22 protein-coding genes are annotated in these 22,183 nt (G+C 60.6%); 11 read left to right on the forward strand and 11 right to left on the reverse strand.

Annotation, left to right across the window (positions count from 1 at the left end):
• The first annotated feature begins 14 nt into the window (after positions 1-14).
• From FHX11_RS11430 to FHX11_RS11440, 3 genes are all read left to right on the forward strand, one after another.
• Positions 15-1,160, forward strand: coding sequence for an ABC transporter ATP-binding protein (locus tag FHX11_RS11430; protein ID WP_184357738.1), 1,146 nt, complete (start codon positions 15-17; stop codon positions 1,158-1,160).
• On the forward strand, positions 1,157-3,322 hold the full coding sequence (locus tag FHX11_RS11435; RefSeq protein WP_184357739.1) for a beta-galactosidase: 2,166 nt from the start codon (positions 1,157-1,159) through the stop codon (positions 3,320-3,322). Before FHX11_RS11430 ends, FHX11_RS11435 begins: the two co-directional genes overlap by 4 nt.
• A gap of 170 nt (positions 3,323-3,492) precedes the next feature.
• Positions 3,493-3,795 (forward strand): alkylphosphonate utilization protein, encoded by a 303-nt coding sequence (locus tag FHX11_RS11440; protein WP_184357740.1) that lies wholly within the window; start codon positions 3,493-3,495, stop codon positions 3,793-3,795.
• 205 nt (positions 3,796-4,000) lie between these two features.
• On the opposite strand, the gene FHX11_RS11445 is transcribed toward FHX11_RS11440, so the two are convergent.
• The gene (locus FHX11_RS11445; protein WP_184357741.1) at positions 4,001-4,285 is read right to left on the reverse strand and encodes a hypothetical protein; all 285 of its coding nucleotides are present in this window, start codon (positions 4,283-4,285) and stop codon (positions 4,001-4,003) included.
• Between the two features lie 251 nt (positions 4,286-4,536).
• Here FHX11_RS11445 and FHX11_RS11450 point away from each other — a divergent pair, with 251 nt between their 5' ends.
• Positions 4,537-4,995, forward strand: a complete 459-nt coding sequence (locus FHX11_RS11450; RefSeq protein ID WP_184357742.1) for a DUF6714 family protein — start codon at positions 4,537-4,539, stop codon at positions 4,993-4,995.
• Positions 4,996-5,279: 284 nt separating this feature from the next.
• Here the strand turns inward: FHX11_RS11450 and FHX11_RS11455 are convergent, their stop codons facing one another.
• From FHX11_RS11455 to FHX11_RS11480, 6 genes are all read right to left on the reverse strand, one after another.
• Positions 5,280-6,053, reverse strand: coding sequence for an SDR family oxidoreductase (locus FHX11_RS11455; protein ID WP_184357743.1), 774 nt, complete (start codon positions 6,051-6,053; stop codon positions 5,280-5,282).
• A gap of 10 nt (positions 6,054-6,063) precedes the next feature.
• Positions 6,064-6,789, reverse strand: a complete 726-nt coding sequence (locus FHX11_RS11460; protein WP_184357744.1) for an SDR family oxidoreductase — start codon at positions 6,787-6,789, stop codon at positions 6,064-6,066.
• An 18-nt stretch (positions 6,790-6,807) separates the two neighbouring features.
• Positions 6,808-8,088, reverse strand: a complete 1,281-nt coding sequence (locus FHX11_RS11465) for a D-tagatose-bisphosphate aldolase, class II, non-catalytic subunit (protein WP_184357745.1) — start codon at positions 8,086-8,088, stop codon at positions 6,808-6,810.
• Positions 8,088-9,065 carry a sugar kinase gene (locus FHX11_RS11470; RefSeq protein ID WP_184357746.1) on the reverse strand — a complete coding sequence of 326 codons (978 nt, stop codon included), beginning with the start codon at positions 9,063-9,065 and terminating at the stop codon, positions 8,088-8,090. Before FHX11_RS11470 ends, FHX11_RS11465 begins: the two co-directional genes overlap by 1 nt.
• A 129-nt stretch (positions 9,066-9,194) precedes the next feature.
• Positions 9,195-10,409 carry an ROK family transcriptional regulator gene (locus FHX11_RS11475; RefSeq protein WP_184357747.1) on the reverse strand — a complete coding sequence of 405 codons (1,215 nt, stop codon included), beginning with the start codon at positions 10,407-10,409 and terminating at the stop codon, positions 9,195-9,197.
• A gap of 67 nt (positions 10,410-10,476) precedes the next feature.
• Entirely contained in the window at positions 10,477-11,361 is an 885-nt protein-coding gene (locus tag FHX11_RS11480; RefSeq protein ID WP_184357748.1) for a sugar phosphate isomerase/epimerase, read from the reverse strand.
• Between the two features lie 307 nt (positions 11,362-11,668).
• Between FHX11_RS11480 and FHX11_RS11485 the strand changes: the two genes are divergently transcribed.
• The 6 genes from FHX11_RS11485 to FHX11_RS11510 all read left to right on the forward strand — a co-directional run bounded on the left by FHX11_RS11485 (position 11,669) and on the right by FHX11_RS11510 (position 16,978).
• The gene (locus FHX11_RS11485; RefSeq protein ID WP_184357749.1) at positions 11,669-13,102 is read left to right on the forward strand and encodes an extracellular solute-binding protein; all 1,434 of its coding nucleotides are present in this window, start codon (positions 11,669-11,671) and stop codon (positions 13,100-13,102) included.
• Positions 13,103-13,194: 92 nt separating this feature from the next.
• Positions 13,195-14,070: a sugar ABC transporter permease gene (locus tag FHX11_RS11490; protein WP_184357750.1), complete on the forward strand. Its 876-nt coding sequence runs from the start codon at positions 13,195-13,197 to the stop codon at positions 14,068-14,070.
• A 4-nt stretch (positions 14,071-14,074) separates the two neighbouring features.
• Positions 14,075-14,911: a carbohydrate ABC transporter permease gene (locus tag FHX11_RS11495; RefSeq protein WP_184357751.1), complete on the forward strand. Its 837-nt coding sequence runs from the start codon at positions 14,075-14,077 to the stop codon at positions 14,909-14,911.
• Positions 14,912-14,914: 3 nt separating this feature from the next.
• Positions 14,915-15,121: a DUF2160 family membrane protein gene (locus FHX11_RS11500; protein ID WP_184357752.1), complete on the forward strand. Its 207-nt coding sequence runs from the start codon at positions 14,915-14,917 to the stop codon at positions 15,119-15,121.
• A gap of 61 nt (positions 15,122-15,182) precedes the next feature.
• Complete coding sequence (gene ugpC / locus FHX11_RS11505; RefSeq protein ID WP_184357753.1) at positions 15,183-16,244, forward strand: sn-glycerol-3-phosphate ABC transporter ATP-binding protein UgpC; 1,062 nt, start codon at positions 15,183-15,185, stop codon at positions 16,242-16,244.
• Between the two features lie 11 nt (positions 16,245-16,255).
• Positions 16,256-16,978 (forward strand): SDR family oxidoreductase, encoded by a 723-nt coding sequence (locus tag FHX11_RS11510; protein ID WP_184357754.1) that lies wholly within the window; start codon positions 16,256-16,258, stop codon positions 16,976-16,978.
• Between the two features lie 98 nt (positions 16,979-17,076).
• Here the strand turns inward: FHX11_RS11510 and FHX11_RS11515 are convergent, their stop codons facing one another.
• From FHX11_RS11515 to FHX11_RS11530, 4 genes are read right to left on the reverse strand one after another with little or no spacing between them, the layout of a single operon-like run.
• Entirely contained in the window at positions 17,077-17,853 is a 777-nt protein-coding gene (locus tag FHX11_RS11515; RefSeq protein WP_184357755.1) for an ABC transporter permease, read from the reverse strand.
• A gap of 2 nt (positions 17,854-17,855) precedes the next feature.
• Positions 17,856-18,674, reverse strand: a complete 819-nt coding sequence (locus FHX11_RS11520; RefSeq protein WP_184357756.1) for an ABC transporter permease — start codon at positions 18,672-18,674, stop codon at positions 17,856-17,858.
• 32 nt (positions 18,675-18,706) lie between these two features.
• A complete protein-coding gene (locus tag FHX11_RS11525) occupies positions 18,707-19,783 on the reverse strand; it encodes an ABC transporter substrate-binding protein (RefSeq protein ID WP_184357757.1) in 1,077 nt (358 codons plus the stop codon).
• 22 nt (positions 19,784-19,805) lie between these two features.
• Positions 19,806-20,648: an ABC transporter ATP-binding protein gene (locus FHX11_RS11530; protein ID WP_184357758.1), complete on the reverse strand. Its 843-nt coding sequence runs from the start codon at positions 20,646-20,648 to the stop codon at positions 19,806-19,808.
• A 354-nt stretch (positions 20,649-21,002) separates the two neighbouring features.
• Between FHX11_RS11530 and FHX11_RS11535 the strand changes: the two genes are divergently transcribed.
• The gene (locus FHX11_RS11535; RefSeq protein WP_184357759.1) at positions 21,003-22,181 is read left to right on the forward strand and encodes an acyl-CoA dehydrogenase family protein; all 1,179 of its coding nucleotides are present in this window, start codon (positions 21,003-21,005) and stop codon (positions 22,179-22,181) included.
• Positions 22,182-22,183: the final 2 nt, after the last annotated feature.

Consider the following 22,183-nt stretch of genomic DNA (forward strand, 5'->3'; position numbering starts at 1 on the left):
GCGAGCCTAGAAGCATGACCAGTCTCGAACTTAGACACGTCAACAAGAATTACGGTGCCTATCATGCCTTGCGCGGCATCGATCTTTCCGTGGAACAGGGCGAATTCATCGTCATGGTCGGCCCGTCCGGCTGCGGCAAGTCCACGCTCCTGAAATCGATCGCCGGCCTGGAGACGATCTCATCCGGCCAGATCATGATCAACGGCCGCGATGTCAGCACAGCGGAGCCGGGAGATCGCGGCATCGCCATGGTGTTCCAGTCCTACGCGCTCTATCCGCATATGACGGTCGCCGAGAACATGGGCTTCGGCCTGCGCATGGCCAAGCGGCCAAAGGCGGAGATCGATGCCGCCGTGGCACGCGCCGCCAAGATCCTGAGGATCACCGATCAGCTCGACAAGCGGCCGAAGCAGCTTTCGGGCGGCCAGCGCCAGCGCGTTGCCATCGGCCGGGCGATCACCCGCTCGCCGGACGTCTTCCTCTTCGACGAGCCCTTGTCGAACCTCGACGCCGCCCTGCGCACGCAGATGCGCGTGGAACTGAGCAGCCTGCATGCCGAACTCGGCGCGACCATGGTCTATGTCACGCATGACCAGATCGAGGCCATGACGATGGCGAGCCGCATCGTGGTGCTCAATCGCGGTATCATCGAGCAGGTCGGCTCGCCGCTGGAACTTTACAGAAACCCCGACAATCTCTTCGTCGCCGGCTTCCTGGGTGCACCGCGGATGAATTTCTTCACCGTGACCGTCGACCAGGTTGCCGGAAACAGCGCGACCGTCTCCGCACCGGGGCTAGCGCCGGTCACAGTCGAACTTGCAGCCGGCGTCACGGTGCAAAAAGGCGAGGGGCTGACCCTCGGCATCCGGCCGGAAAGCATTTCCGTTACGGACGCTCAAGCTCCGGGTGCGGCGATCTCTGGCCATGTCCGCCTCGTCGAGCATCTCGGGCGTGAAACCATTCTCTATGTCGATGCCGGCGCGCTGCAATGCATCGGCTCGGAAAGCGGCACGGGCAGCATCACCGTGCAGATCGGCCATGTCACCGGCATTGCCAACGATACGCCGATCAGCCTCAGCCTCGATCCCAGCGAAATCTACCTCTTTTCCGCCACTGACGAGCGGACCATCACGGCCCGCAAATCCATTCTCGATAAATGATCCTTCAGGAGCTCGATACCGTGTCAGTCAATACCAGTCCCAAAGACCTTTCCGTATGGCGCACCATCAAGACCGACCGTTTTCTGGTCGGCGCCCCGCATTATCCGGAACATGTCGATGAAAGCTATTGGGAGCGCGATGCCAGGCGCATGGCCGAGGCCGGCTTCAATGTGGTGCGCCTCGGCGAATTCGCCTGGCATATCTTCGAGCCGAAGCTCGGCACCTTCGACTTCGATCTGTTCGACCGCGCCATCGCCGTACTGGCAAATCACGGCATCAGCACGATCATGTGCACACCGACGGCCACACCGCCGCGCTGGCTGACGGCAGCCCATCCGGAGGTCCTTCGCGTCGACGGCAACGGCCGAAAAATGAGCCACGGCTCGCGCCAGCATGCCGATACGGCCAGCCCGGTCTATCGCGAGCACAGCAAGCGCATCACCAAGGCGATGGCGGAGCACTATCGCGACACTCCGCATGTCATCGGCTGGCAGACCGACAACGAGCTCAACACCAGCATGCCGGAATCCTTCTCCGACGCGACGCTTTCGGAATTCCAAGCCTATCTCGCTAACAAATACGGCACGATCGGCAAGCTCAATTTTGCCTGGGGCGGCGACTTCTGGGCGACAGCCTACGACGATTTCGGCCAGGTGGTGCTGCCCATCGATTTCGGGCCGACCTTCCCGAGCCCGGGGCATGTGCAGGACTACCACCGCTTCCTCGCCTTCTCGACCGCGCGCTTCCAGCACGATCAGGTGGAAATCCTGCGGGCGACGAAGGCGGACTGGTTTATCTTCCACAATCTCGGCGGCCTGCGCGATATCGATTTCCGTGGCCAGTTCTCCACCGATCTCGATTTCGTCGGCTACGATATCTATCCGATGCTCTATGACGAGTTCCAGCGCATCGGCAATCACGCCAAGGTTCAGGCGCTGCATCTCGACATCTGCCGCGGCTTTTCGGGCAACTACATCATCCCCGAACAGCAGTCCGGTTTCGGCAGCCAGCCCGGCTTCTGCACGCTGACGCCGGAGCCAGGCGAGATGCGGCGCATGGCGATGTCGTCGGTGGCGCGCGGCGCCGACGGCCTGATGTTCTTCCGCTGGCGGCCGGCGCATTTCGGTGCGGAAATCTACTGGATGGGCATCATCGACCATGACGACGTGCCGCGCCATCGCTATGACGAGGCCAAGCGTTTCGCCAGCGAAATGACAGCGCTCAAGGACAAGATCCTCGGCACTTATGTCCGCATGGATGTCGGCATCGCCGGCTCGGATTTCGACAATCAGGAGGCGCACAAGACCTATTCGATCGGATTGCCGAGCCCGCAGGACGACGCCGTGCTGTTGCATCAGCATTGCTACGATCGCGGCATCGCCTGCGGCTTCATCCATCCCGAAGACGATCTTTCGCGCTTGAAGCTTCTCTATGTTCCGCATTGGGTGATGTGGAAGGACGGCTGGACGGAACGGCTGGAGACCTTCGCGCGGAACGGCGGCACGGTCATCATCGGCGCCCGCACCGGCACGCGCGACGAAAACAACCATGTGATCCGCGAGGCAGCGCCCGGTACCTCTCTCGCACGGCTGACCGGCGTCACGGTCGAGGATTTCGGCCGGCTTGCCGCTCCGGGCGCCAACGGGCTCTTCGACGTCATGTCGCGTTCCGGCGGGCTGATGGTGCCGCCCAACCGGCCGGCTGAATCCCATCGCCGCGTTCGCCGGTTTACGATCGGCAATCGCGAACTGGAGGCCGCGCATTTCTACGAAAACCTGGCGGTTGCCGGCGATGTCGAGGTGATCGCGACCTGGTCGAACCGTTATGCCGAGGGTGTACCGATGGCGACATCCCGCAAAGTCGGCAAGGGCAGGGTGCTCTATCTCGGCACCTACCTTACACCCGAGCTGACCACTGCGCTCACGGATCGGACCTTCACGGACGCGGGCGTTGAGCCGCTGATTGCCGATCTGCCCGCCGGCGTCGAGGTAACCATGCGCCAGAACGACGATCGGCGTCTGCTCTTCATCCAGAACTACACGGACCAGAGGGCTGAACTGACAAGCGTTCCAAGTGGTATCGATCTCCTCGACAACGGCAAATCGGTTTCCGGCGCCCTGTCGCTCGACGCCTATGGCTGCGCAATCGTCGAGCTTGGCTGATGACGAACGATGTGTGGCGCTCGCAATTGGCGAGCGCCATCCATGTCGGCGGGAACAGTCGCCAAGGTTTACACGGACACCTTTAGCCGTTAGAGGTTCGCAAATGCCCGACCACTGCCGGCGAATGGTGGTATGGATCGCACCGCATCAAGACACAAGAAATGACAAATATGAACGACCAAGACGACGACTATATCTATGACGAGGCAACCGGCGAGTGGCGGCCCGCTTCGGAAATCGCTGCGGAGAAGGCGAAGGGCGCGGAAGTCCGCGACGCATCGGGCAATGTTCTCGCGGACGGGGATTCTGTCGTCCTGATCAAGGATCTCAAGGTCAAGGGCGCCGGCCAGACGCTGAAGCAAGGAACCGTGATCCGGTCGATCCGGCTTACCGATAACCCGGAAGAGATCGATTGTCGGCACGACGCGATCAAGGGTCTGGTTCTGCGCACCGAGTTCGTGCGCAAGCGCTGATTTCAGCCGCGCGCGTCACGCCGGCGCTTCTTGGTATCGCCAAATCAGACCCGGTGCTTCGGGTTTCTAACTGCGTAGGGCGCGGTTATTGTGGCAGCATACAAGGTGATCGACGCGCGCAAGCTCCGGTGCTCCCGGCGGCGATAAGTCGCCTCGATGCAATTATTCCGCAGCTATCCTTGGGGTTTTGGGACGCTCTGCAGCTCTATCGAGATGAAGACTGCTGTTTGAGTGTTTTGATGAAGTCCGCCAACGGATGGATCGGAGGCGTCGTCGTCAACAGCCGTTCAAGAGCGGCCGCGATCGCCCGACAATCATCCGCGGAAAGAGGCCGGAGGCTCGATACGACTTTGTTGTATGCGGGCGTCCCGCGTGAAGCGAGGGAGCGATTGATCACAAATTGCTCCACCTCTCCGTCAAATCGCTCCACAAACAGGGCGAGCGAACCGCCGTCAGCAGCAGCCGCGCTGTCCGATATCGATTTGAACATGGAAACTCCATCCATTAGACGTATGGTAAGCTATCCGATCGATGCCCCGGAGCAAAAGGGGAGCAAGGCATCCGGCACGCCGAAGCCTTGAGAATGAGGCACGAGATCGACCTTCGACTATATTGGAAAAGCGTTGCAGGCAGTCAATCTTCTTGATCGTGGGGACCGGCATGGAGATCAGCGGTAACTCGATTGATATCTGGACGGAGACGAGAGCGGTGGCGGTCATCCTTGAATAGGCAGGTCATTTCATGAAACTGGCACCCGATGTCATAGAGACTGTGAAAGCGGTGGTGAGAGACGCATTCGCTGGTGTCACCCTGGGTGACGGCGTCGGCCTCCATGAGACGCAAGCGCTCGACGACTATGCAAGCAACGAGGTTCGCGCCGCATATCGCGCTGACGATGAGAAGAATGATTGGGCGGCAATCAAGGTGGAAGACCTCAACAAGCACTCAAGCAGCCCAGCGTTCATGGATGCTGACGGAATGCGATTTCATCTGCCCGCATACATGATTGCCGATCTCGACGGTGACTATAGGCACGAGTTTGCGCCTTACCTATGCGGATGCCCGGGGAAATTTTCCTTACTCACCGCACATCAACGAGATGCAGTGACGCTGTATCTGCATGCTGTTTGCCAGAAGGAAAACGTACCGTCTTATCAGTACGACATAGAGCGCGCGCTTGAAGAATGGGGACCCGCATAGGCAAGCCTCGGCGGCAAGCTAAAGCGGAACGAGGCCGTCGCACAGAATTCTCGCAGACCGTATTGAGCATCGGGAACATAGAATGTACCCCGGCTACACACCAAAGATGCATAACGTACATTATGGAACTAAAAGGCCATCGCACATATGCTGGGTTTTATGGCGATGGCCCGCTACTCTCTCTTCGAGCCCGGGTTTTGCACGGTCAGTTGCGCAGGCATCTGGGCTGAAAAAAGGCACTTTGTCCGCAGCAAGGTATGAGACTGTGCCTTGCTGCGACCCCATTACCAGCAGGTGAACCCCGCATCGACGTTGACGATCGCGCCGGTCATCAGGCTGGCCGCACCGGACGCCAGGAAGAGAACGGCGCTCGCGACTTCTTCCGGAGCACCCATCCGGCCCATTGGCGTGTCCGCCAGCCAGATCGGAATGCGCTCCTTGTTGGCTTCGACCGCGGCAACCATCGGCGTCTCGATATAAGTCGGAGCAACCGCGTTCACCCTGACACCGTGGTGCGCCCATTCGGCGGCAAGCGAGCGGGTGAGATGATGGACTGCTGCCTTGGAGACATTGTAGGCGGTCTGCGGCTGCGGTCGGTTGCAGATGTTTCCGGACATCGAACCGAGATTCACGATGGCACCCCGTTTCAGCGCCACCATATGGCGTCCGAATGCCCGCGAGCACCAGAAGACGCCGTTGACGTTGACATCCATCATGCGAAGCCAGTCGGCGTCGGTAACATCTTCCGCTGCGATACCGCTCTGACCGATGCCGGCATTGTTGACGAGGATGGTTGCCGGCCGGCCAGAGTCGGCGAGTTCCGATGCGATAGCCTCCATGCGGGCGGAGTCGGTTACGTCGCCGACCCGGATTTCGATCTCGTAGCCTTTGCCGCGGAGCGCGACCGCCTCCCGGGCGTCCTCTTCGCGCCTCTCGACGACGACAATGGCAGCCCCCGCCTCCGCCAAGGCTTCGGCGCAGCATAGTCCGATCGCGCGCCCTCCCCCTGTCACGACAGCGCGCTCGCCATCCAGGCGAAATTTCTTCTGGTAAGACATGTGCCTCTCCCTAGATGTCGAATGCGCTGGGAAGGACGACAACGTCGCGGATCGTCACATTCCTCGGGCGGGTCAACATGAAGATGATGGCGTCGGCGACTTCCTTCGGCTCGATGAGCGCCCCGGCCTCCTTGGCCTTCCGGAGGTTCTCTTCCGGCCAATCGGCGAGCAACGCACTGATCACCGGCCCCGGCGAAACGGAGCCGACACGGATGCCGTTCTTTAGAAGCTGCCGTCGCATCGTCTGGACGAAGCAGTGCATCGCCCATTTCGACGGCGAGTATACGGGCTCCCAGGGAATCGCCGAATGTCCTGCGACGGAACTGGTGACGACGATGTCCCCTGTGCCGCGCTCGATCATGTGAGGCGCGACGGTGCGGACGTTCTTGATGACGACGTTGACATTGAGATTGAGCATGCGATCTATGCCATCAAGATCGGCATCGACGAGATCGCCGCCTATATAGGTTCCCGCATTGGCATGAAGAATGTCGAGATGCCCGACCTTCGACAGAATCCCATCAAGCAAAGAAGCGCATTTCTCGGCGTTCAGAAGGTCGAGCACCAATGGTATCGCGCCCGCTCCCAGCCGCGCGCAGACCTCGTTCAATGCTCGCTCGTCGCGGTCGACGAGCACGACCGTTGCCCCGGCCGCGATCATCGCCTCGGTCGAGGCAAGCCCTATCCCTGACGCGGCGCCCGTGACGGCCGCGATCTTCCCATTCAACTCGTTCATGCACTCCTCCTTTGTTTCCTAATCGGCTTTTCCAACCCCACATGCTGCGTGGTAGTCCGCAATGCTGCGCGTGACCCTCCAGATCAGTACCGCCTCGGGGTCCAGCGGCGATCCCGCGAAGTCCTGCGCCGACGGCAGATACTGCCAGAAGAGCGGAAGCGGGACCGACTGGCCGCGCAGCGCAGCGCAGAGACGCCCGACCGCCGCCTGCGCCTCCGGCGCCGCCCAGTAGTAGCGGATCCGGTCCGACAGCGAATAATGGCGCAGCCACCGCATCTCCGCATCGCTGCCGTGGTAATGGCGGCTCCAGTTGCCGGGCTGATCCAGCATCAGGGATTCCATGGCCGCGTAGAGCGGCCGGCTCCCGTAGTCGGGCAGCAGGTCGGATGCGATTGCGTCGAGCGCATAGAGCGCCTGGCGCAGCACGAATGTAAGCTCGGGACCGACCTTCAGGATTGGAAAGCCGTCTTCGACCAGAGCGGTCAGAGGTCCAGGCCCTTGATAGTCGGTCGAATGGGCTTCGAACACGAACTGCGGCTCTTGAGCGAGCACGGACTTCAGCGCATCGATCTTGCTCCGGTCGTAATAGATGACGTTGTGATTGCCGAACTCGACGCCGGGTTGGACGACCAGACCAATCGCGCGTGCGAAGGCTTTGTCGAGGCCTTTGTCTGCAAAGACGCGTCGATGAACATCGATCGTCTTCAACGCCGCGGCTGCCGAGGTCGGCTCTATGGTATCGAGGGCATGGTCCGCTCCGCCCGGAGGCGGCACTTCGGTTCCAATGATATACACAGGCATCTCGCCGCCGGCCGTCTCGGCGCGGGCCTCGGCGACTGCGGCTAGACGCGCCGCGCGGTGAGCTGTCGTTTCATCATCGAGCGCAACGGGCTCGCCCTTGCAGCCCATCGAAGCATCCAGATGTATTTTGCGGAACCCCGCGTCGATGTAAGCGGCAACCATCTTCTCGGCCTGGGCCATGGCCTCGTCCGCCGGCTGGTCGCGCCAGGGATTCGGCCCGAGGTGATCGCCCCCGAGAACGATCAGCCTCTCGGGGCAGCCTTCCTCGGCGGCGATCTTGCGGACGAGCGCTGCGAAGTCGCTCGGCGTCATGCCGGTGTAGCCGCCGAGATGGTTGACCTGATTGCAGGTTGCCTCGATGAGTACCGTGCTTTCATGCTGCCTGCCATGGCGCAGCGCGGCGCGAATGACGATCGGATGCGCGGAGCAAACGGAGGTCACACCCATCGGGCGGCCTCGCTTACGCAGCGAGGCGAGCTGTCTGAGATCGATCTGCATCACGAGCGCCTTTCAGTGGAGGAGATGAACGCGTCGAGTTCCTGCCGGGTGCCGGCTCCCTCCATGGGGCCACGGACGGTGACATTGCGTGCGCCGGCGGCCGACGCGTAGGTCAGAGACTCCTCAGGTGACATTCCCAGACGGCGGCATGTGAGATAGGCCCCCCCGAAGCAGTCGCCGGCTCCTGTCGGATCGACCTCCTCGACAATGAAGGCCGGCGCGTCGATGCGGTTGCCATCCTTGTCGAAATAGGTTGCTCCGTCAGCCCCGCGCTTGAGGACGATCTCCTTCACGCCGATTTCGAACAGGCGGCGGATTGCGTTGGCTTCCCCTTCCACGCCCGCGGCCCTTTCAAGCTCCTCGCCGGACGGCAGGAGCAGGTCCGCGGCGGCAACCAGCGTCGCGAACCGTCGCTCGGTCGCGGCATCCAGCTTCAACTCCTTGCGGATGTTCGGATCGACGGAGAGGCTTCCGCCTCTCGCCTTGACGATATCCACCGCCTGATCGATCACCTCGCGCGCGCTCGGTACGGACAGAGCCGATCCCATGACGTGAAGATGCCCCGTGCGCTCGATCAGGCGCCTGACGTTGTCGGACCATCCGAAGCGCGCGGCGGCGGAGGTCGCGATGTTGTAGACGAAATCTCTCGAACCATCCTTGCGGTAGCGAACGAAAGCGCTTCCCGTCGGATAGTCGCTATCGATCGCGATGGTCGAGACATCCACGCCGTCTCGCTTGAGCCTGTCCGTGTTGACGCGGCCAAAGTCATCGTCGCCGACGGCGCCCACCATGGCGGACGAACCACCCAGGCGCCCGCACTGCGAGATGAAGATTGCGGGCGCACCGCTCGGATAGGGTCCAACGAGAGGCTGGGCTTCTTTAAATCCATCGCCGACGGTCGTTGCGACGATCTCGACAAGGATCTCGCCTACGCAGACGGTGGGACCGAGCCGGTCAGGGGCAAGTATTGACGCCATTGCAATCCTACTTTCGATATTTGGTCTCCGGCGCATTTCCGCTTTTCCTCGAATCGCGAAAACGCTCCATCTCTTTGTTTCAACGCAATTCCGGACGGAAAACCGCTGCGCACTTTTCCTGGAATTGCCCTAGGTCGCCGCCAGTCGCGGCAGCGATCCGTCTTCACTTCCAAACTCTTCGTTCTCGAGAGAGAGAAAGCGCTGGTGCAGCATGCAGGCCGCACCGAATGCCGATCCGAACTCCGCGTCGTCGTCGACGACGATTTTGGGAGTCGGAAATGGAATGTTCTGCCCTTCCGACATGTGGACCGCGACGCGCGCGGCCACCATCGGGTAGAGCGAGGCGACCGAACCGCCGAGAACGATCCGATCCGGGTCGATCAGGCGGCAGGCCTGCAGAAGAGCATAGGCCAGATGTTTCGACCACGTCTCCGCAATGTTCACGGCGTCCGGGACCCGATCGCGGACGTCGGCCAGGAAGTCCTGGATGTCCGTGCTCTTTCGACCGGTCGCCGCCTCGTACTGCCTTATCAGCACCTCACGGCCGATGAGCTGCTCGAATTTCTGTCCACCGCTTCCAGGCACGAGCGTGTGGCCGATTTCGCCCGCCAGCCCATGGCCACCCCGAAACAGCTTTCCATCGATCATGATGCCGCCGCCGACACCCGTTTCCATCGTCAGGAACAGCGTCACGCGGGTAGACCCGTGGCGGTAGCTGTCACCAATGGCGAACGCGTTCGCGTCGTTCTCGACAAGGATCGGCACGTCCACCGGAAAGACCTGCCGACCGATGTCCTTCAACGACACGTCCCGCCATCCGATGATCGGCGCCAGGCTGACGCTTCCGTCCGGGCGAACATGCGCCGGAGCCGAGATGCCGAGCCCCTTGCAGCGCCGGATCATGCCTTTGGACATTGCCCCGACGATAAGCTCCACACCTTCCGCCACCGCCTGTTCGACCGTCGACGCTGGCGTGTCGAATGCCATTTTCCGACAGACCCGAACCTCGGCCGAAAGATCAATCACAGCGGCCGAGATGTGCTCGACGCCGATCTCGATGCCGACGAAGAAGGCGGCGTCGGGCACCAGCTCAAGCATAATCCCCGGCCGGCCCAGCCTCGCGTGGTCCGAGCGCTGCTTGCCGCTTGCCTCGGATTCCTGGACGAAGCCGCCCTCCACCAGCTCAGCCACGATCTCGCCCGAGGACGAACGGTTCATCCCAAGCTTCCGCGCCAGGTCGGCCCGGCTCATCGAGCGATGGCTATAGATCGTCTGCAGGGCAGCAACGATATTGTTCTGACGAATCCTGCGTGGCGAACTTCCGGTCGAGGCGGTTTCGTTCATGGTCATTTCCCTTCAAATCAACCTGCCCCAACCCTTACACAATTGGAACATGCCGCCAGAAGGATAATTAGGGCCGCGCGTTCGTGACGCGGCGACGCTTGGCCTCCTCGTGCTTGAGCTCGATATACTTCTTTGCGTGCGCCGCAAGCGGATCGTTGTCCGTCCAGGTGTCACGCCAGATTGCACAGGCAAGCGAAAGCCCCTCGTCGACCACCGCGGTGGAGAAGCTCTCGAACACGATGTCGCGCTTGTAGTCGATATCGAGCAGCGCATCGAAGATCAGATCAAAATTGATGGTGCCGTCGCCCAGATAGCCACGATTGCTTTCTCCAATGTGGAAGTAGCCGATCTTGTCGCCGGCAAGCCGGATAGCCGCCGCCGGGTTTGCTTCCTCGATATTCATGTGGAATGTGTCGAGGTGGAGACGGACATGATCGGACCCGGTTTCGGAAATGAACTTCAAGCCCTGGGCGGCGGTGTTCAGCAGGTTGGTTTCGAAACGGTTGACGACTTCGAGAACGAGATCGACATTCGCGGCCTTGGCGATTTCTGCCGTGCCGGCGATCGCAGCGACGCTATTGTCCCATCCCTTCCTGGTGGGCGCCCGGTTGTACTTGGTATGCGCGGAATAAAGGATGCCACCGAGCTTGTTGCCGCCGATATCCCGCACGGCATGCACCGCATCCGAAAGCGTGCTCTTGCCGGCCCTAACGGCAGCGTCGTCCTCGCTGGAAATATCGTTCTGGTGTCCCAATCCCATCGTCACGCCGATCTCGACGTCGAGTGACTGCGCAAGCTTTGCCAGGCGATCGAGATTGAATTTCTCCGGCCTGAGATAGGCGAACTCGATGGTGCGATAGCCGTGTTCCGCTGTCTTGTTGAGGGCCATTTCCAGACCCTCCTGAGTTTGGCCGCCCGTCCATACAAATGAGTGGATACCCAATCGACGCATAACCATTTTCCTCCGCCATATACTTTCTTTCGGCAAGAGCTAAGTCATTTAGTATGGTAAAGCAACAAATAATTTCGCACCTCAGGATTTTGGCAACGCGACAAAAAGACATTGCAACGCAGCATATTATAACTGTCCTTGATCGGAACGCACGCAGAGCGCCCCGATCGATGAAATAAGTTTCCGGATAAATCAAACACATAGGCATCATATTTGCAGGTTTAGCCAACAAATATTGCGCGAATTGCTCTTTTCGTCTACACAAAGGCCCGGTGAGATGATCTCGCTGTTATCTGGGAGGATAGAAATGACGTATGCACTGAAGGCCAGCGCGCTTGCGCTGACGGTTAGTCTCGTGACCGCCGCATCGCCGGCATGGGCTGACTTCTGGTCGGACGCAGGCGCCAAGTTCAAGGGCGTGACCCTTCACGGCGTGACCGAATCCACTCCCCCGTCCAACTACATCAAGAACGTACTCGCTCCGGAGTTCGAAAAGAAAACCGGCATCAAGGTCGAGATCGAAACGACCTCATGGGACCAGATGTACGACAAGGCCATCAAGGACATGGAAGCCAAGACCGGCATCTATGACATGGTCTACATCGAGCAGGACATCATCTATTCGTATCTGGCCCGCGACTTCCTCGTCGACGTGACAAAGACGCTGAAGGACCAGCCGGACCTCAAGGCGCCGACCTACGACGACAAGAACTTCACCAGCTTCGCCGACTACTTCAAGGGGGCGAACGGCGACCTCTACGGCATTCCGATGGAGGCATTCCTCAAGACGTACCTCTATCGCAAGGATCTCTTCGATGATCCGAAGATCAAGGAGGCCTTCAAGAAGGAAACCGGCAAGGACCTGAAGCCGGCGACAACGCACGAGGACTACACGCAGATTGCCGAGTTTTTCACCAAGTGGGGTAAGGATAACGGCGAGCAGCTCTGGGGCACGACCGCACAGGCGCATACCGGCCATCCGGCATCCTGGTACGAATTCTTCGAATCCATTGTGCCGACCTTCGGCGTCTATAACTGGGGCATCGACGCCAAGAACAATTACGCGGCAACCGTCAAGAACGGCGGTTCGATGAACAGCGACAAGTCGAAGGCCGCGCTGAAATACTGGCTGCATCTGCGTGACATCGCGCCGCCGGAATCGACGCAGTCCACCTGGACGGAAACCGCGACGACCTTCGCCGCCGGCCGCGTCGCCCAGGGCCTGATCTACGGTGAGAACGCTGCATGGATCGAAAGCGATCCGGCGCAGTCCAAAGTCGTCGGCAAGGTCGGCTTCGCCCTGCCGCCGCTCGAACCGGGCGTGCTCGACGACGCGAAATCAGGAAAAGGCTATATCGGCTATTACGACGGCGGCGCCTTCGGCCTGCCGGTCACCTCGAAGAACAAGGAGGCGGCCCTGCTCTTCCTGCAATATATCGGTCAGAACGACGTGCAACCGGACTGGGCCATTGCCGCGCCGCGCATCACCAATACGGCGACGTTTGACGACCCGAAAGTCAAGGCGATGGACATCAAGCTCGGCGGCTTCTACACGATGCTCAAGGAACAGGGCAAACTCTTCGCCGGCGCTCCTCCATATCCCTTCCATGCCCAGGTCCGCGAAGCGACGGCTCCGATTTTCTACGAAATCCTGACCGGCAAGATCGCCCCTGACGAAGGGCTCGACCAGATGGCCGCGAAGGCTGAAGAAGAGCTCACCTCGCTCGGTTATCGCAAATAAAACGTCCTCTCCAACTTGGCGGGTCGCCTTCGCTTGGCGACCCGTCTCTTTCCGGCACGAAAGGCGCCCGAGGGCTGCCAGAGGATGAGGCCATGCATTCGCAAAAGCTCGGATGGCTGTTGCTATCCCCAACGATCATAATCCTTGGGCTCTTCGGCATATTCCCGTTCCTATACGTCGTCTGGGTCTCTTTCCATCAATGGAACCCGTTCGCCGCCAACCCCAGCATGATCTTCAACTGGGCAACGAACTACCGCACCCTGGTCTTTGATCCACTGTTCTTGGCCTCACTCGGCATCACCATTGCCTTCGTGTTCTTCGCTGTCGTGACAGAGTTGATACTCGGTTATGTGCTGGCGCAGGCCCTGATGAAGGACTTCCCCGGCAAGGCGGTCTTCCGCACGATCCACACACTTCCCCTGATCATGGCCCCCATCATCGTCGGCTCCGTCTGGAAACTGATGACGACACCGTCGATCGGCATCATCCCCTATCTGCTCCGCAGCTGGTTCGGCTACGATCTCAATATCGGTCAGAGCGCGGTCGCCGCCTTCACCATGACGATCATCATGGACGTCTGGCATTGGACGCCGCTCGTGACCCTGTCGCTCATCGCGGCGCTCGTTTCCCTGCCTTCGGACCCTTTCGAACAGGCTCAGATCGATGGCGCGGGCAAGAGCCAGATCTTCTGGCATATCACGCTGCCGCTGATCCGCCCCGCCCTCATCGCCACCGTGTTCATCAGACTGATGGACGCCTTGCGAACCGTCGACGAAGTGCTGATGCTGACGGGCGGCGGACCGGGTTCGTCCACCCGTTACATCGGCGTCCACATCTTCAAGGAGGTCTTTCCGAAGACGAACTACGGCTACGGCTCGGCGATTTCGGTCGTCGTCCTCTACCTGACCATCGTCGTCTGCTGGCTGCTTTACGTCGGCTTGATTGCACCGCGTGTGAAGAGGAGCTGACCCGATGAACAGACAAAATCCATGGCTTTCACTCCTCCTCTGGACGCTGCTCAGCGTCGCGACACTCTTCCCGATCTACTGGCTATTCGTCATATCCGTGAAGCAGCCGTTCGATCTGTTCTCGACGCCCGATGTCGTCCTCAAAAGCTTTTTCTGGAAGAACTATCAGGACGTGCTGACCAACGAGACACTGCGGCGCTACATGTACAATTCGCTGATCATCTCCTCGGGAAACGCTCTCCTCGTGACGACGTTGGGCTTTCTTGCCTGCTACGCCCTGACGCGCTTCGACCTTGCCGGCAAGGAAAGCATATTTTTCTGGACGATCACCAACAGAATGGCGCCGCCGGCGGTGTTTCTGCTTCCCCTCTTCCTGCTGCTCACGCAGATCTACAGGATCGGCGACTTTTCACTGCTGGATACCCGGGTCGGAATGATCCTGGTCTATTGTTCCTTCAACCTTCCGTTCGCGATCTGGACGCTGCGTCCGACCGTCGAAGGCATCCCCAAGGAGCTTGACGAAGCGGCATATGTCGATGGGGCGAGCCCTTGGACCGTTCTTTACGATATCGTTTTTCCCCTGGCGCGGCCGGGCCTGGCGGTGACGTTGATCCTCACCTGGGTGTTTGCCTGGAACGAATATCTGCTTGCCGCGACGCTGACCAACTTCAACGCCCGCACCCTGACCACCGGCCTGTCGGAATACGTCACGACCACTGGAACGGCCTGGGGGATCATGGCGGCGATCTCGATGCTGACGCTGATCCCGGCCCTGATCGTCTTCTCGGTGGTCCAGCGCCACATCGTCGCCGGCCTGACCTTTGGCGCAGTGAAAGGATAGCAAATGAATTCCGAGTCCCAAAAAAACGAAAAGCAGCCGGGCTTTCTACCGATCGAGACGAACTGGTTCGATCGGCTGTTCATCTCCGTGGTCATCTGGGTGGCCATATCACTTTTATGGATGCGCTTCCTCGAGCCGATCGGGCTGTCGATATGGATTGCAGTCGCGATTTCAGTCGTCCTCGCCGCCTTCATCATCCGAAAGGGATGAGCCGATGACCGCATTCGATCAACACAATAGGCAAGCCGTGCTGGCTTAGGGAGGAACGACATTGGCAAACGTACAGGTCAGCGGGGTCACCAAGAAATATGGCGCGCTTCAGGTCATGCATGGCGTCAGCGTCGATATCGAGGACGGCGAGTTCGTCGTGCTGGTCGGCCCTTCCGGATGCGGGAAGTCCACCCTGCTGCGCATGATCGCCGGCTTGGAGACCGTCAGCGAAGGCGACATTCGGATCGGTGGCCGCGTGGTCACCCATGCGCCGCCGAAAGACCGGGACATCGCGATGGTGTTTCAATCCTATGCGCTTTATCCGCACAAGACCGTCGCCGAAAACATGGGCTTTCCCTTGAAGATGGCGAAGCGCCCCAAGGCCGAGATCGAAGAGAAAGTCCAAAAGGCGGCCGAAATCCTCGATCTCACCCGCTACCTCGACCGCTATCCGAAGCAACTGTCGGGCGGGCAACGGCAGCGCGTGGCCATGGGTCGGGCCATTGTCCGCGACCCGCAGGTCTTCCTGTTCGACGAGCCTCTTTCCAATCTGGATGCCAAACTGCGTGTGACGATGCGCGTGGAGATCAAGGAGCTTCACCAGCGCCTTAAGACCACGACGGTCTACGTCACGCACGACCAGATCGAGGCCATGACGATGGCGAACAAGATCGTCGTCATGCGCGACGGCCGCGTCGAACAGGTCGGCAGACCACTGGATCTTTATGACTTCCCGGCGAACATCTTCGTGGCCGGCTTCATCGGCAGCCCTTCGATGAACTTCCTGCAGGGAAAGGTTGCCACCAGGGATGGCAAGAAGATAGTCTTGACGGAGGACGGCGTGACGCTTCCGGTCGAGAACGTCAGCGCGGAAGAAGGCCGCGCCGTGACCTACGGCATCCGCCCCGAGCACATCACCATCGGCGACAACGGCGTTCCCGTGGAGGTCTCGGTGTTCGAACCGACCGGCTCCGAAACCCTGATCTTCGGTCGGGCAGGCGGAACGCCGATCGACGCGCTCATTCGCGAGCGCATCGAAGCCGTGCCGGGACGGACAATGTACTTCCGGATCGACCCACGCCGCGCTCACATATTCGACCGCGAGACAGGCAAAAGACTCTGAAAGGAATTGCTATGAGCCTTCAAGGCAAGACAGTCATCGTCACGGGCGCGGGCAAAGGTATCGGCAGGTCTACCGTTGACCTGCTGATTTCCCGGGGAGCGACCGTCGCCGCGCTTACGCGAAGTGCTGATGACGTGAGGGAACTAAAGGAACTGGGATGCCGTGCCATTCAGGTCGATCTTTCCGACGCCAAGGCGACACGGGAGGCGGCCAGGGCCTCCCTGCCCGCAGACCTGCTCGTCAATTGCGCCGGGACAACAGAACTCCAGCCGTTCCTCGAGACAACGGTTGAGGCATTCGATCATCTCTACGCGGTCAATACTCGCGCGCCGATGATCGTCGCCCAGGAGTACGCCCGGTTCATCATCGATACCGGACGGAAGGGAGCGATCGTCAATGTATCGTCAGTCGCGTCCTTCGTCGGCATACCGGATCACGCCGCATACTGCGCTTCAAAAAGCGGGCTCGACGGCCTGACGCGGGTAATGGCGAAGGAATTGGCGCCGCATGGCATTCGCACGAACGGCATTCACCCGACAGTGACCTTGACCCCGATGGCGGTGAAGGCGTGGAGCGATCCTGAGAAGGCCGCCGGAATGCTGGGCCGCATCCCGGTCGGGCGCTTCGCCGATCCCATCGACATCGCAGAAATCATCCTGTTTCTTCTGTCCGACGAGGCTGCGATGGTGAACGGGATTTCCATGCCTGTTGACGGCGGATACATGGTCGCATGAGCAGGTCACCAAGTGTTCAGGACCCGAGCGGCATTCAGAACAAATGCATCACGAATGGATCGCGCCATCGCGATGAGAAATCCGCTCCGCCTGTTCATTCACGGCGTCCGTTTTGGCCGCCAGCGCAGCAGATAGGCTTCAAGGGCATGCGCCAGACGGTTCAGTGAAAAGCCGACGAGACCGAGCACGAGGACACCGACCATTACCAAGGCCATGTCGAACCGTTCACGGCCGGCAATGACCAGACCGCCGACGCCGCGGCCGACGGCGAGGAAATATTCGGCGCCGACCGTCGCGAGCCATGCATAGATCAGGCCGAGATGCACGCCGGTCGCGATCGACGGCATGGCGGACGGAAGATAGATGCGCAGCACCCGTTGCCGGGCGTTGAATTTCAGGGCGCGCCCGACCTCGATCAAATCGGCGGGCGCATCGCGCATGCCATCATAGGTGTTGAGCGTGATGGGGATGAAGGATGCCAGCGCCACGAAGACGATCTTCGCCTGCTCGCCGAAACCGAACCAGACGGAGATCAAGGGTATCCAGGCCAGCAGCGAGATCTGCTTCAATCCATTGAAGGTCGGCGTCAGCAGCGTGTCGGCGATGCGTGAGAGCGCCAGAAAGGTCCCGAAGCCGATCCCGAAACCGCAGCCGATCAGAAATCCGGCGATATTGCGCATCAGGCTGAAACCGAGTTCGCCGATCAGATCGTTGTCGAACAACTCGCGCTTCGCGGTGCGGGCAATATCTTCCAGCGACGGCAGAAAGCGCGGGTCGGCAAGGCCGGTCCGATTCGACACTTCCCAGGCAACGAACAACAGGATCGGCAAGGTGATGCCGCGACGAAACCGCACTGCCCTGCTCGCGGTGGCCATGGTCAGATCTCCTGCCGCTTCCAGCGCTGGATCAGCGTCTCGGTGCGATCCAGGCTCTTGTCCATGATGAAACCGACAAGGCCGATGGCAATCATCGCGACGATGACGGTGTCCAGCCAGAACATCTGCCGACCCCAGATCAAGAGATAGCCGAGCCCTTCCGAAGAGGCCAGAAGCTCTACGCCGACGAGCGAAGTCCAGGAATGCGTGAGACCATAGCGAATGCCGGTGAACATCGACGGTACGGCGCCGGGCAATACGATCAGCCGCAATGTCTGCCAATGGCTGAACCGCAAGGCGCGGCCGACCTCCAGATATCGAGGCGAGACGCCGCGAATGCCCGTGAGCGTGTTCAATGTCATCGGCACGATCGCACCCTTGGCGATGACGATGATCTTCAGGGTCTCGTCGATGCCGACGAGCAGCATGAGGAGCGGTATCCAGCCAAGCGTCGGGATCTGCGCGAAAGCGATGAACAACGGCTTCACATAGTCTTCGACCCGCTCCGAAAGCCCCATAGAGACCCCGAGCACGAGGCCGGCGCCGGCACCGATGGCAAAGCCGATGACGACGCGGCGGAGGCTCACGCCCGTATGATACAGAAGCTCGCCGCTGAGGATCATGTCCCGCGCCGTCTGGTAGACATAATCCGGCGCCGGCAGGATCTGCTGCGGCAGCCAGCCCCTGGCGGAAGCAACCCACCAGAGGACCATCAGCCCAAGCGGAACGACCAGGGCCGTGGCCCCGACGGCAAGACGCTTGCGCCATGCATCGGAAAACCGGATGCCGGCATGCGCGGCTGTTTCTGAAAACGCGGCCATGCCCGCCCCTTCATTCTGTTTCGATGCCTCGCTCAGGACGCGGCTGGCTTTCCATCCGCGCCATAGGGCTGCCAGAAGGTCTTCAGGCCGAGCTTTTCCAGCGCATTGTTGAGGTATTTTGGCTCGAACCAGCCGTTGAGATCGACGTCGCGGCGAATGAGGCCGTATTCCTTGCTCTTCGCCGCCTGCTCCTTGTACTGCGAGACAAGCAGCTCATCGATCAGCGGCGAATTGCGATAGGCGAGCTTGTCGTTGCGGAAATATTCCTCGAGGATCGGGATCTCCGTGCCGGACTTGTGCCAGAGTTCGAACAGGGCTGCCCGGTTGCTCTCCTCCGACGACCATTGTGCCGCCTTGACGAAAGCATCGACGACGCGCTGCGTGATCTCGGGATGGGCGTCGATGAAGGCTTCGCGACCGATGATGCCGGCATTGCGGCCGAAGCGCGGATCGTCGCCCTTCGTCGTATAGATGACATCGGCACTGCCCTTGGCGGCGAGGTTGATCAGTTGCGTGTCGCCGAAGGCGGCATCGATATCCTTGCTGCTCAGGGCGGCGACCGTACCGGCGCTATCGAGATTGACGACCTGGACGTCACGTTCGCTGAGACCATGTGCCTGCAGGATCTTGATTGCGGAAAGATGCCCGTTGGTGCCGCGCTGCAACGCGATCTTCCGGCCCTTCAGATCCTCGATCGTCTTGATGCCGGAATCCTTGGCGACTGCCAAGTAGAGCGGCTTGCGCGCACCGCTGGCGAGAAGATACTTGGTCTTCAGACCGGTGGCACGGCCGATCAGCGACGGCAGGTCACCCTGATAGGCGAAATCGAGCTGGTCATTGGCAAAACCCTCGTTCACGGCCGGGCCTGCGCCCTTGAAGAAGGTCCATTCGATCTTGACGTTGGGATCGTTGGCGAATTCCTTTTCCAGATATTCGCCGGCGCGCGCGGTCGCTGCCGAGGTTCCCTCCGCATAGGGACGATTGTCGACGCCGATCGCGGCATAGCCAACATGGATGACCAGCGGCTGCTCAGCCTGGGCGGCTGTTGCAAGCATGCCCAGGGCGAGAGCCACGCCCGCGGCCAGGCGGGAAAGAGATACGAGTTTCATAAAGCTACTCCGTTTTTCTGATTTATCTGACGGCGGCGATCACCGGCCTGATGTCGGCCGGGCGTTGCCCTCCCCCCGGCAAGATCGCGCGGGGACTTGGCGTGGGAAGCGTCGTCGTATTGAGGCTTTCCAGGACGCGGTTGCGTATCTCGGTCAGCGCCGGCGAGGTCCTTTCGCGCAGGCGTGGCAATCCCACCGGGACGATCTCGCGGATCCGGCCGGGCCGCGGCGACATGACGACGACGCGGTCGCCGAGATAGGCAGCCTCATCGACATCATGCGTCACCAGAACCATGGTGATGCGCTCCTTCGCCCAGATTTCCTGCAGCTCGTCCTGCAGCCGGGCCTTGGTGATCGCGTCGAGCGCGCCGAAAGGTTCGTCGAGAAACAGCACGTTCGGGCGATTGACCAGACCGCGGGCAATGCCGGCGCGCTGCGCCATGCCGCCCGAGAGCTGGTGCGGATAGGCATTGGCGAAGCCGGAAAGTCCGACAAGTTCGAGATGCTCCTCGACGAGCCGCCTTTTGTCCGCCTTACCGTGGCCGGAATTCTCCAGGCCGAGCGCGATGTTGCGGGCGACCGTCAGCCACGGAAACAACCGGGGCTCCTGGAAGACGATGCCGCGATCGAGGCTCGGTTCGGTGACGGGCCTGCCCGCATGGGTGATCGAACCGGAGGTGGCGGTATCCAGCCCGGCACCGAGACGTAGCAGCGTCGATTTTCCGCAGCCGCTGGCGCCAACGATGGTGACAAACTCGCCTTCGGCAATGTCGAGGCTGACATCGTCGAGCGCCGTCAGGCTTTCGCCATTGACCTGGAACCGCCGTGTCACATGGCTGATCTTCAGATACGAAGGATTGCTCATGTTCGTCCGCCTCCTATTCGGTTGCGATGACCGGTCATCGTTTTCTCCCCAATCAGAGTCACGAGAGGCTAGCAGTAAATATTATAATCTATAGAAATTATATTCTATTTAGCCGGACCACCTCGAATTTGTCATCGCTCACGATGCCCGCGGCGCGGACAACGTTCCGCAGGGAGCAATCGCGCGGCTGGAGCAAGCGCGTCTCTTGCGGGCGGTCTCGCCAGAGACGCTCGCCGGCGAAAGATTTTCTTCTCATGAGATCAAATAGATATTGCTGGACTTGCGGCAGCAGTCGCCGAACCCTTGACGCCAGATGCGAAGCAAGGCCGCCACGGCCGGATGCATGAGGCGAATATGTCCTTCGAAGCGGATACAACAGATCCCCTGATCGCCAGGGCCGTCGAGCTGCGGCAGATCTTTGATCGTGACGCTATCCAGCGCGACAAGCAGGGCGGCCGGCCGATCGAGCAGATCCGCCTGCTGAAGGAAAGCGGGCTGCCTTCGGCGCAAATTCCCCGGCATTATGGCGGGCAGGGAGTCTCCTGGCTCTCCATCCTGCGCGCGGTGCGGGAATTCGCCCGCACCGACGGCTCGCTGGCGCATCTTTTCGGATATCACCACCTCCCGCTCAATCTCGTTCTCTTTCGCGGTTCGAATGCGCAGAAGGATCGCTGGCTGCGCGCATCGGCGGCGGGAAATCTGATCTGGGGCAATTCCGGCAATGCCATGTCAAAGACATCGTCCGGACGGCGGATCGACAACGGCTGGATCGTCAGCGGCAAACGGCCGTTTTCCTCCGGCTCTCATATCGCCGACTACATTCAGATTTCCTGGGAGAACCCGGAAAGAGAGCGCCTCACCGCAGCCGTGCCCGCCGGCCGCGACGGCATCGTCATCGAGGACGACTGGGACGGGATCGGCCAGCGCCAGACCGGCAGCGGCACCGTCAGCTTCCACAACGTCGAAATTCTCGACGAGGAGGTAATCAACTCGCCGCATGTGCCCTTGACACCCTATACGTCGCTGACCTCCCTGTTGCAGCAGAGCGTGCTGCTCAACGTCTTCGTCGGCAGCGCCCAGGGCGCACTCGACGAGGGCCGAAATTACACGACGGCATCCTCGCGCCCATGGATCTATTCCGGCGTCGACAAGCATACCGACGATCCATGGATCAAGCGGCAGTATGGCGATCTCTACATCAAGACGCTGGCCGCGACCGAGCTCGCCGACAAGGCGGCGCGGAGCCTGGACGAAGCCTTCAACCAGGGACCGGGCCTCTCACATGACGACAGAGGCGCCGCCGCCATCGATATAGCAACGGCGAATGTCTATGCCGGCGAAATCGGCCTCGCCGTCTCCAGCGAGATTTTTGAGGTCATGGGCGCCCGCTCGGCGACCAACGCCAATGGCTTCGACCGCTTCTGGCGCAATGTCCGCACCCACAGCCTGCACAATCCCGCCGAATACAAGAAACGCACCGTCGGCACCTGGCTTTTGACCGGAGAGTTCCCGGTTCCCGCCATGTACCGCTGAAA

It is taken from the genome of Rhizobium sp. BK602, assembly GCF_014195095.1.
Classification (GTDB): domain Bacteria; phylum Pseudomonadota; class Alphaproteobacteria; order Rhizobiales; family Rhizobiaceae; genus Rhizobium.

Bases quoted from the DNA above. Each gene is read 5' to 3' on its own strand.
- FHX11_RS11430 (WP_184357738.1), top strand. From the start codon at position 15: ATGACCAGTCTCGAACTTAGACACGTCAACAAGAATTACGGTGCCTAT.
- FHX11_RS11435 (WP_184357739.1), top strand. From the start codon at position 1,157: ATGATCCTTCAGGAGCTCGATACCGTGTCAGTCAATACCAGTCCCAAA.
- FHX11_RS11440 (WP_184357740.1), top strand. From the start codon at position 3,493: ATGAACGACCAAGACGACGACTATATCTATGACGAGGCAACCGGCGAG.
- FHX11_RS11445 (WP_184357741.1), bottom strand. From the start codon at position 4,285: ATGTTCAAATCGATATCGGACAGCGCGGCTGCTGCTGACGGCGGTTCG.
- FHX11_RS11450 (WP_184357742.1), top strand. From the start codon at position 4,537: ATGAAACTGGCACCCGATGTCATAGAGACTGTGAAAGCGGTGGTGAGA.
- FHX11_RS11455 (WP_184357743.1), bottom strand. From the start codon at position 6,053: ATGTCTTACCAGAAGAAATTTCGCCTGGATGGCGAGCGCGCTGTCGTG.
- FHX11_RS11460 (WP_184357744.1), bottom strand. From the start codon at position 6,789: ATGAACGAGTTGAATGGGAAGATCGCGGCCGTCACGGGCGCCGCGTCA.
- FHX11_RS11465 (WP_184357745.1), bottom strand. From the start codon at position 8,088: ATGCAGATCGATCTCAGACAGCTCGCCTCGCTGCGTAAGCGAGGCCGC.
- FHX11_RS11470 (WP_184357746.1), bottom strand. From the start codon at position 9,065: ATGGCGTCAATACTTGCCCCTGACCGGCTCGGTCCCACCGTCTGCGTA.
- FHX11_RS11475 (WP_184357747.1), bottom strand. From the start codon at position 10,409: ATGAACGAAACCGCCTCGACCGGAAGTTCGCCACGCAGGATTCGTCAG.
- FHX11_RS11480 (WP_184357748.1), bottom strand. From the start codon at position 11,361: ATGCGTCGATTGGGTATCCACTCATTTGTATGGACGGGCGGCCAAACT.
- FHX11_RS11485 (WP_184357749.1), top strand. From the start codon at position 11,669: ATGACGTATGCACTGAAGGCCAGCGCGCTTGCGCTGACGGTTAGTCTC.
- FHX11_RS11490 (WP_184357750.1), top strand. From the start codon at position 13,195: ATGCATTCGCAAAAGCTCGGATGGCTGTTGCTATCCCCAACGATCATA.
- FHX11_RS11495 (WP_184357751.1), top strand. From the start codon at position 14,075: ATGAACAGACAAAATCCATGGCTTTCACTCCTCCTCTGGACGCTGCTC.
- FHX11_RS11500 (WP_184357752.1), top strand. From the start codon at position 14,915: ATGAATTCCGAGTCCCAAAAAAACGAAAAGCAGCCGGGCTTTCTACCG.
- FHX11_RS11510 (WP_184357754.1), top strand. From the start codon at position 16,256: ATGAGCCTTCAAGGCAAGACAGTCATCGTCACGGGCGCGGGCAAAGGT.
- FHX11_RS11515 (WP_184357755.1), bottom strand. From the start codon at position 17,853: ATGGCCACCGCGAGCAGGGCAGTGCGGTTTCGTCGCGGCATCACCTTG.
- FHX11_RS11520 (WP_184357756.1), bottom strand. From the start codon at position 18,674: ATGGCCGCGTTTTCAGAAACAGCCGCGCATGCCGGCATCCGGTTTTCC.
- FHX11_RS11525 (WP_184357757.1), bottom strand. From the start codon at position 19,783: ATGAAACTCGTATCTCTTTCCCGCCTGGCCGCGGGCGTGGCTCTCGCC.
- FHX11_RS11530 (WP_184357758.1), bottom strand. From the start codon at position 20,648: ATGAGCAATCCTTCGTATCTGAAGATCAGCCATGTGACACGGCGGTTC.
- FHX11_RS11535 (WP_184357759.1), top strand. From the start codon at position 21,003: ATGTCCTTCGAAGCGGATACAACAGATCCCCTGATCGCCAGGGCCGTC.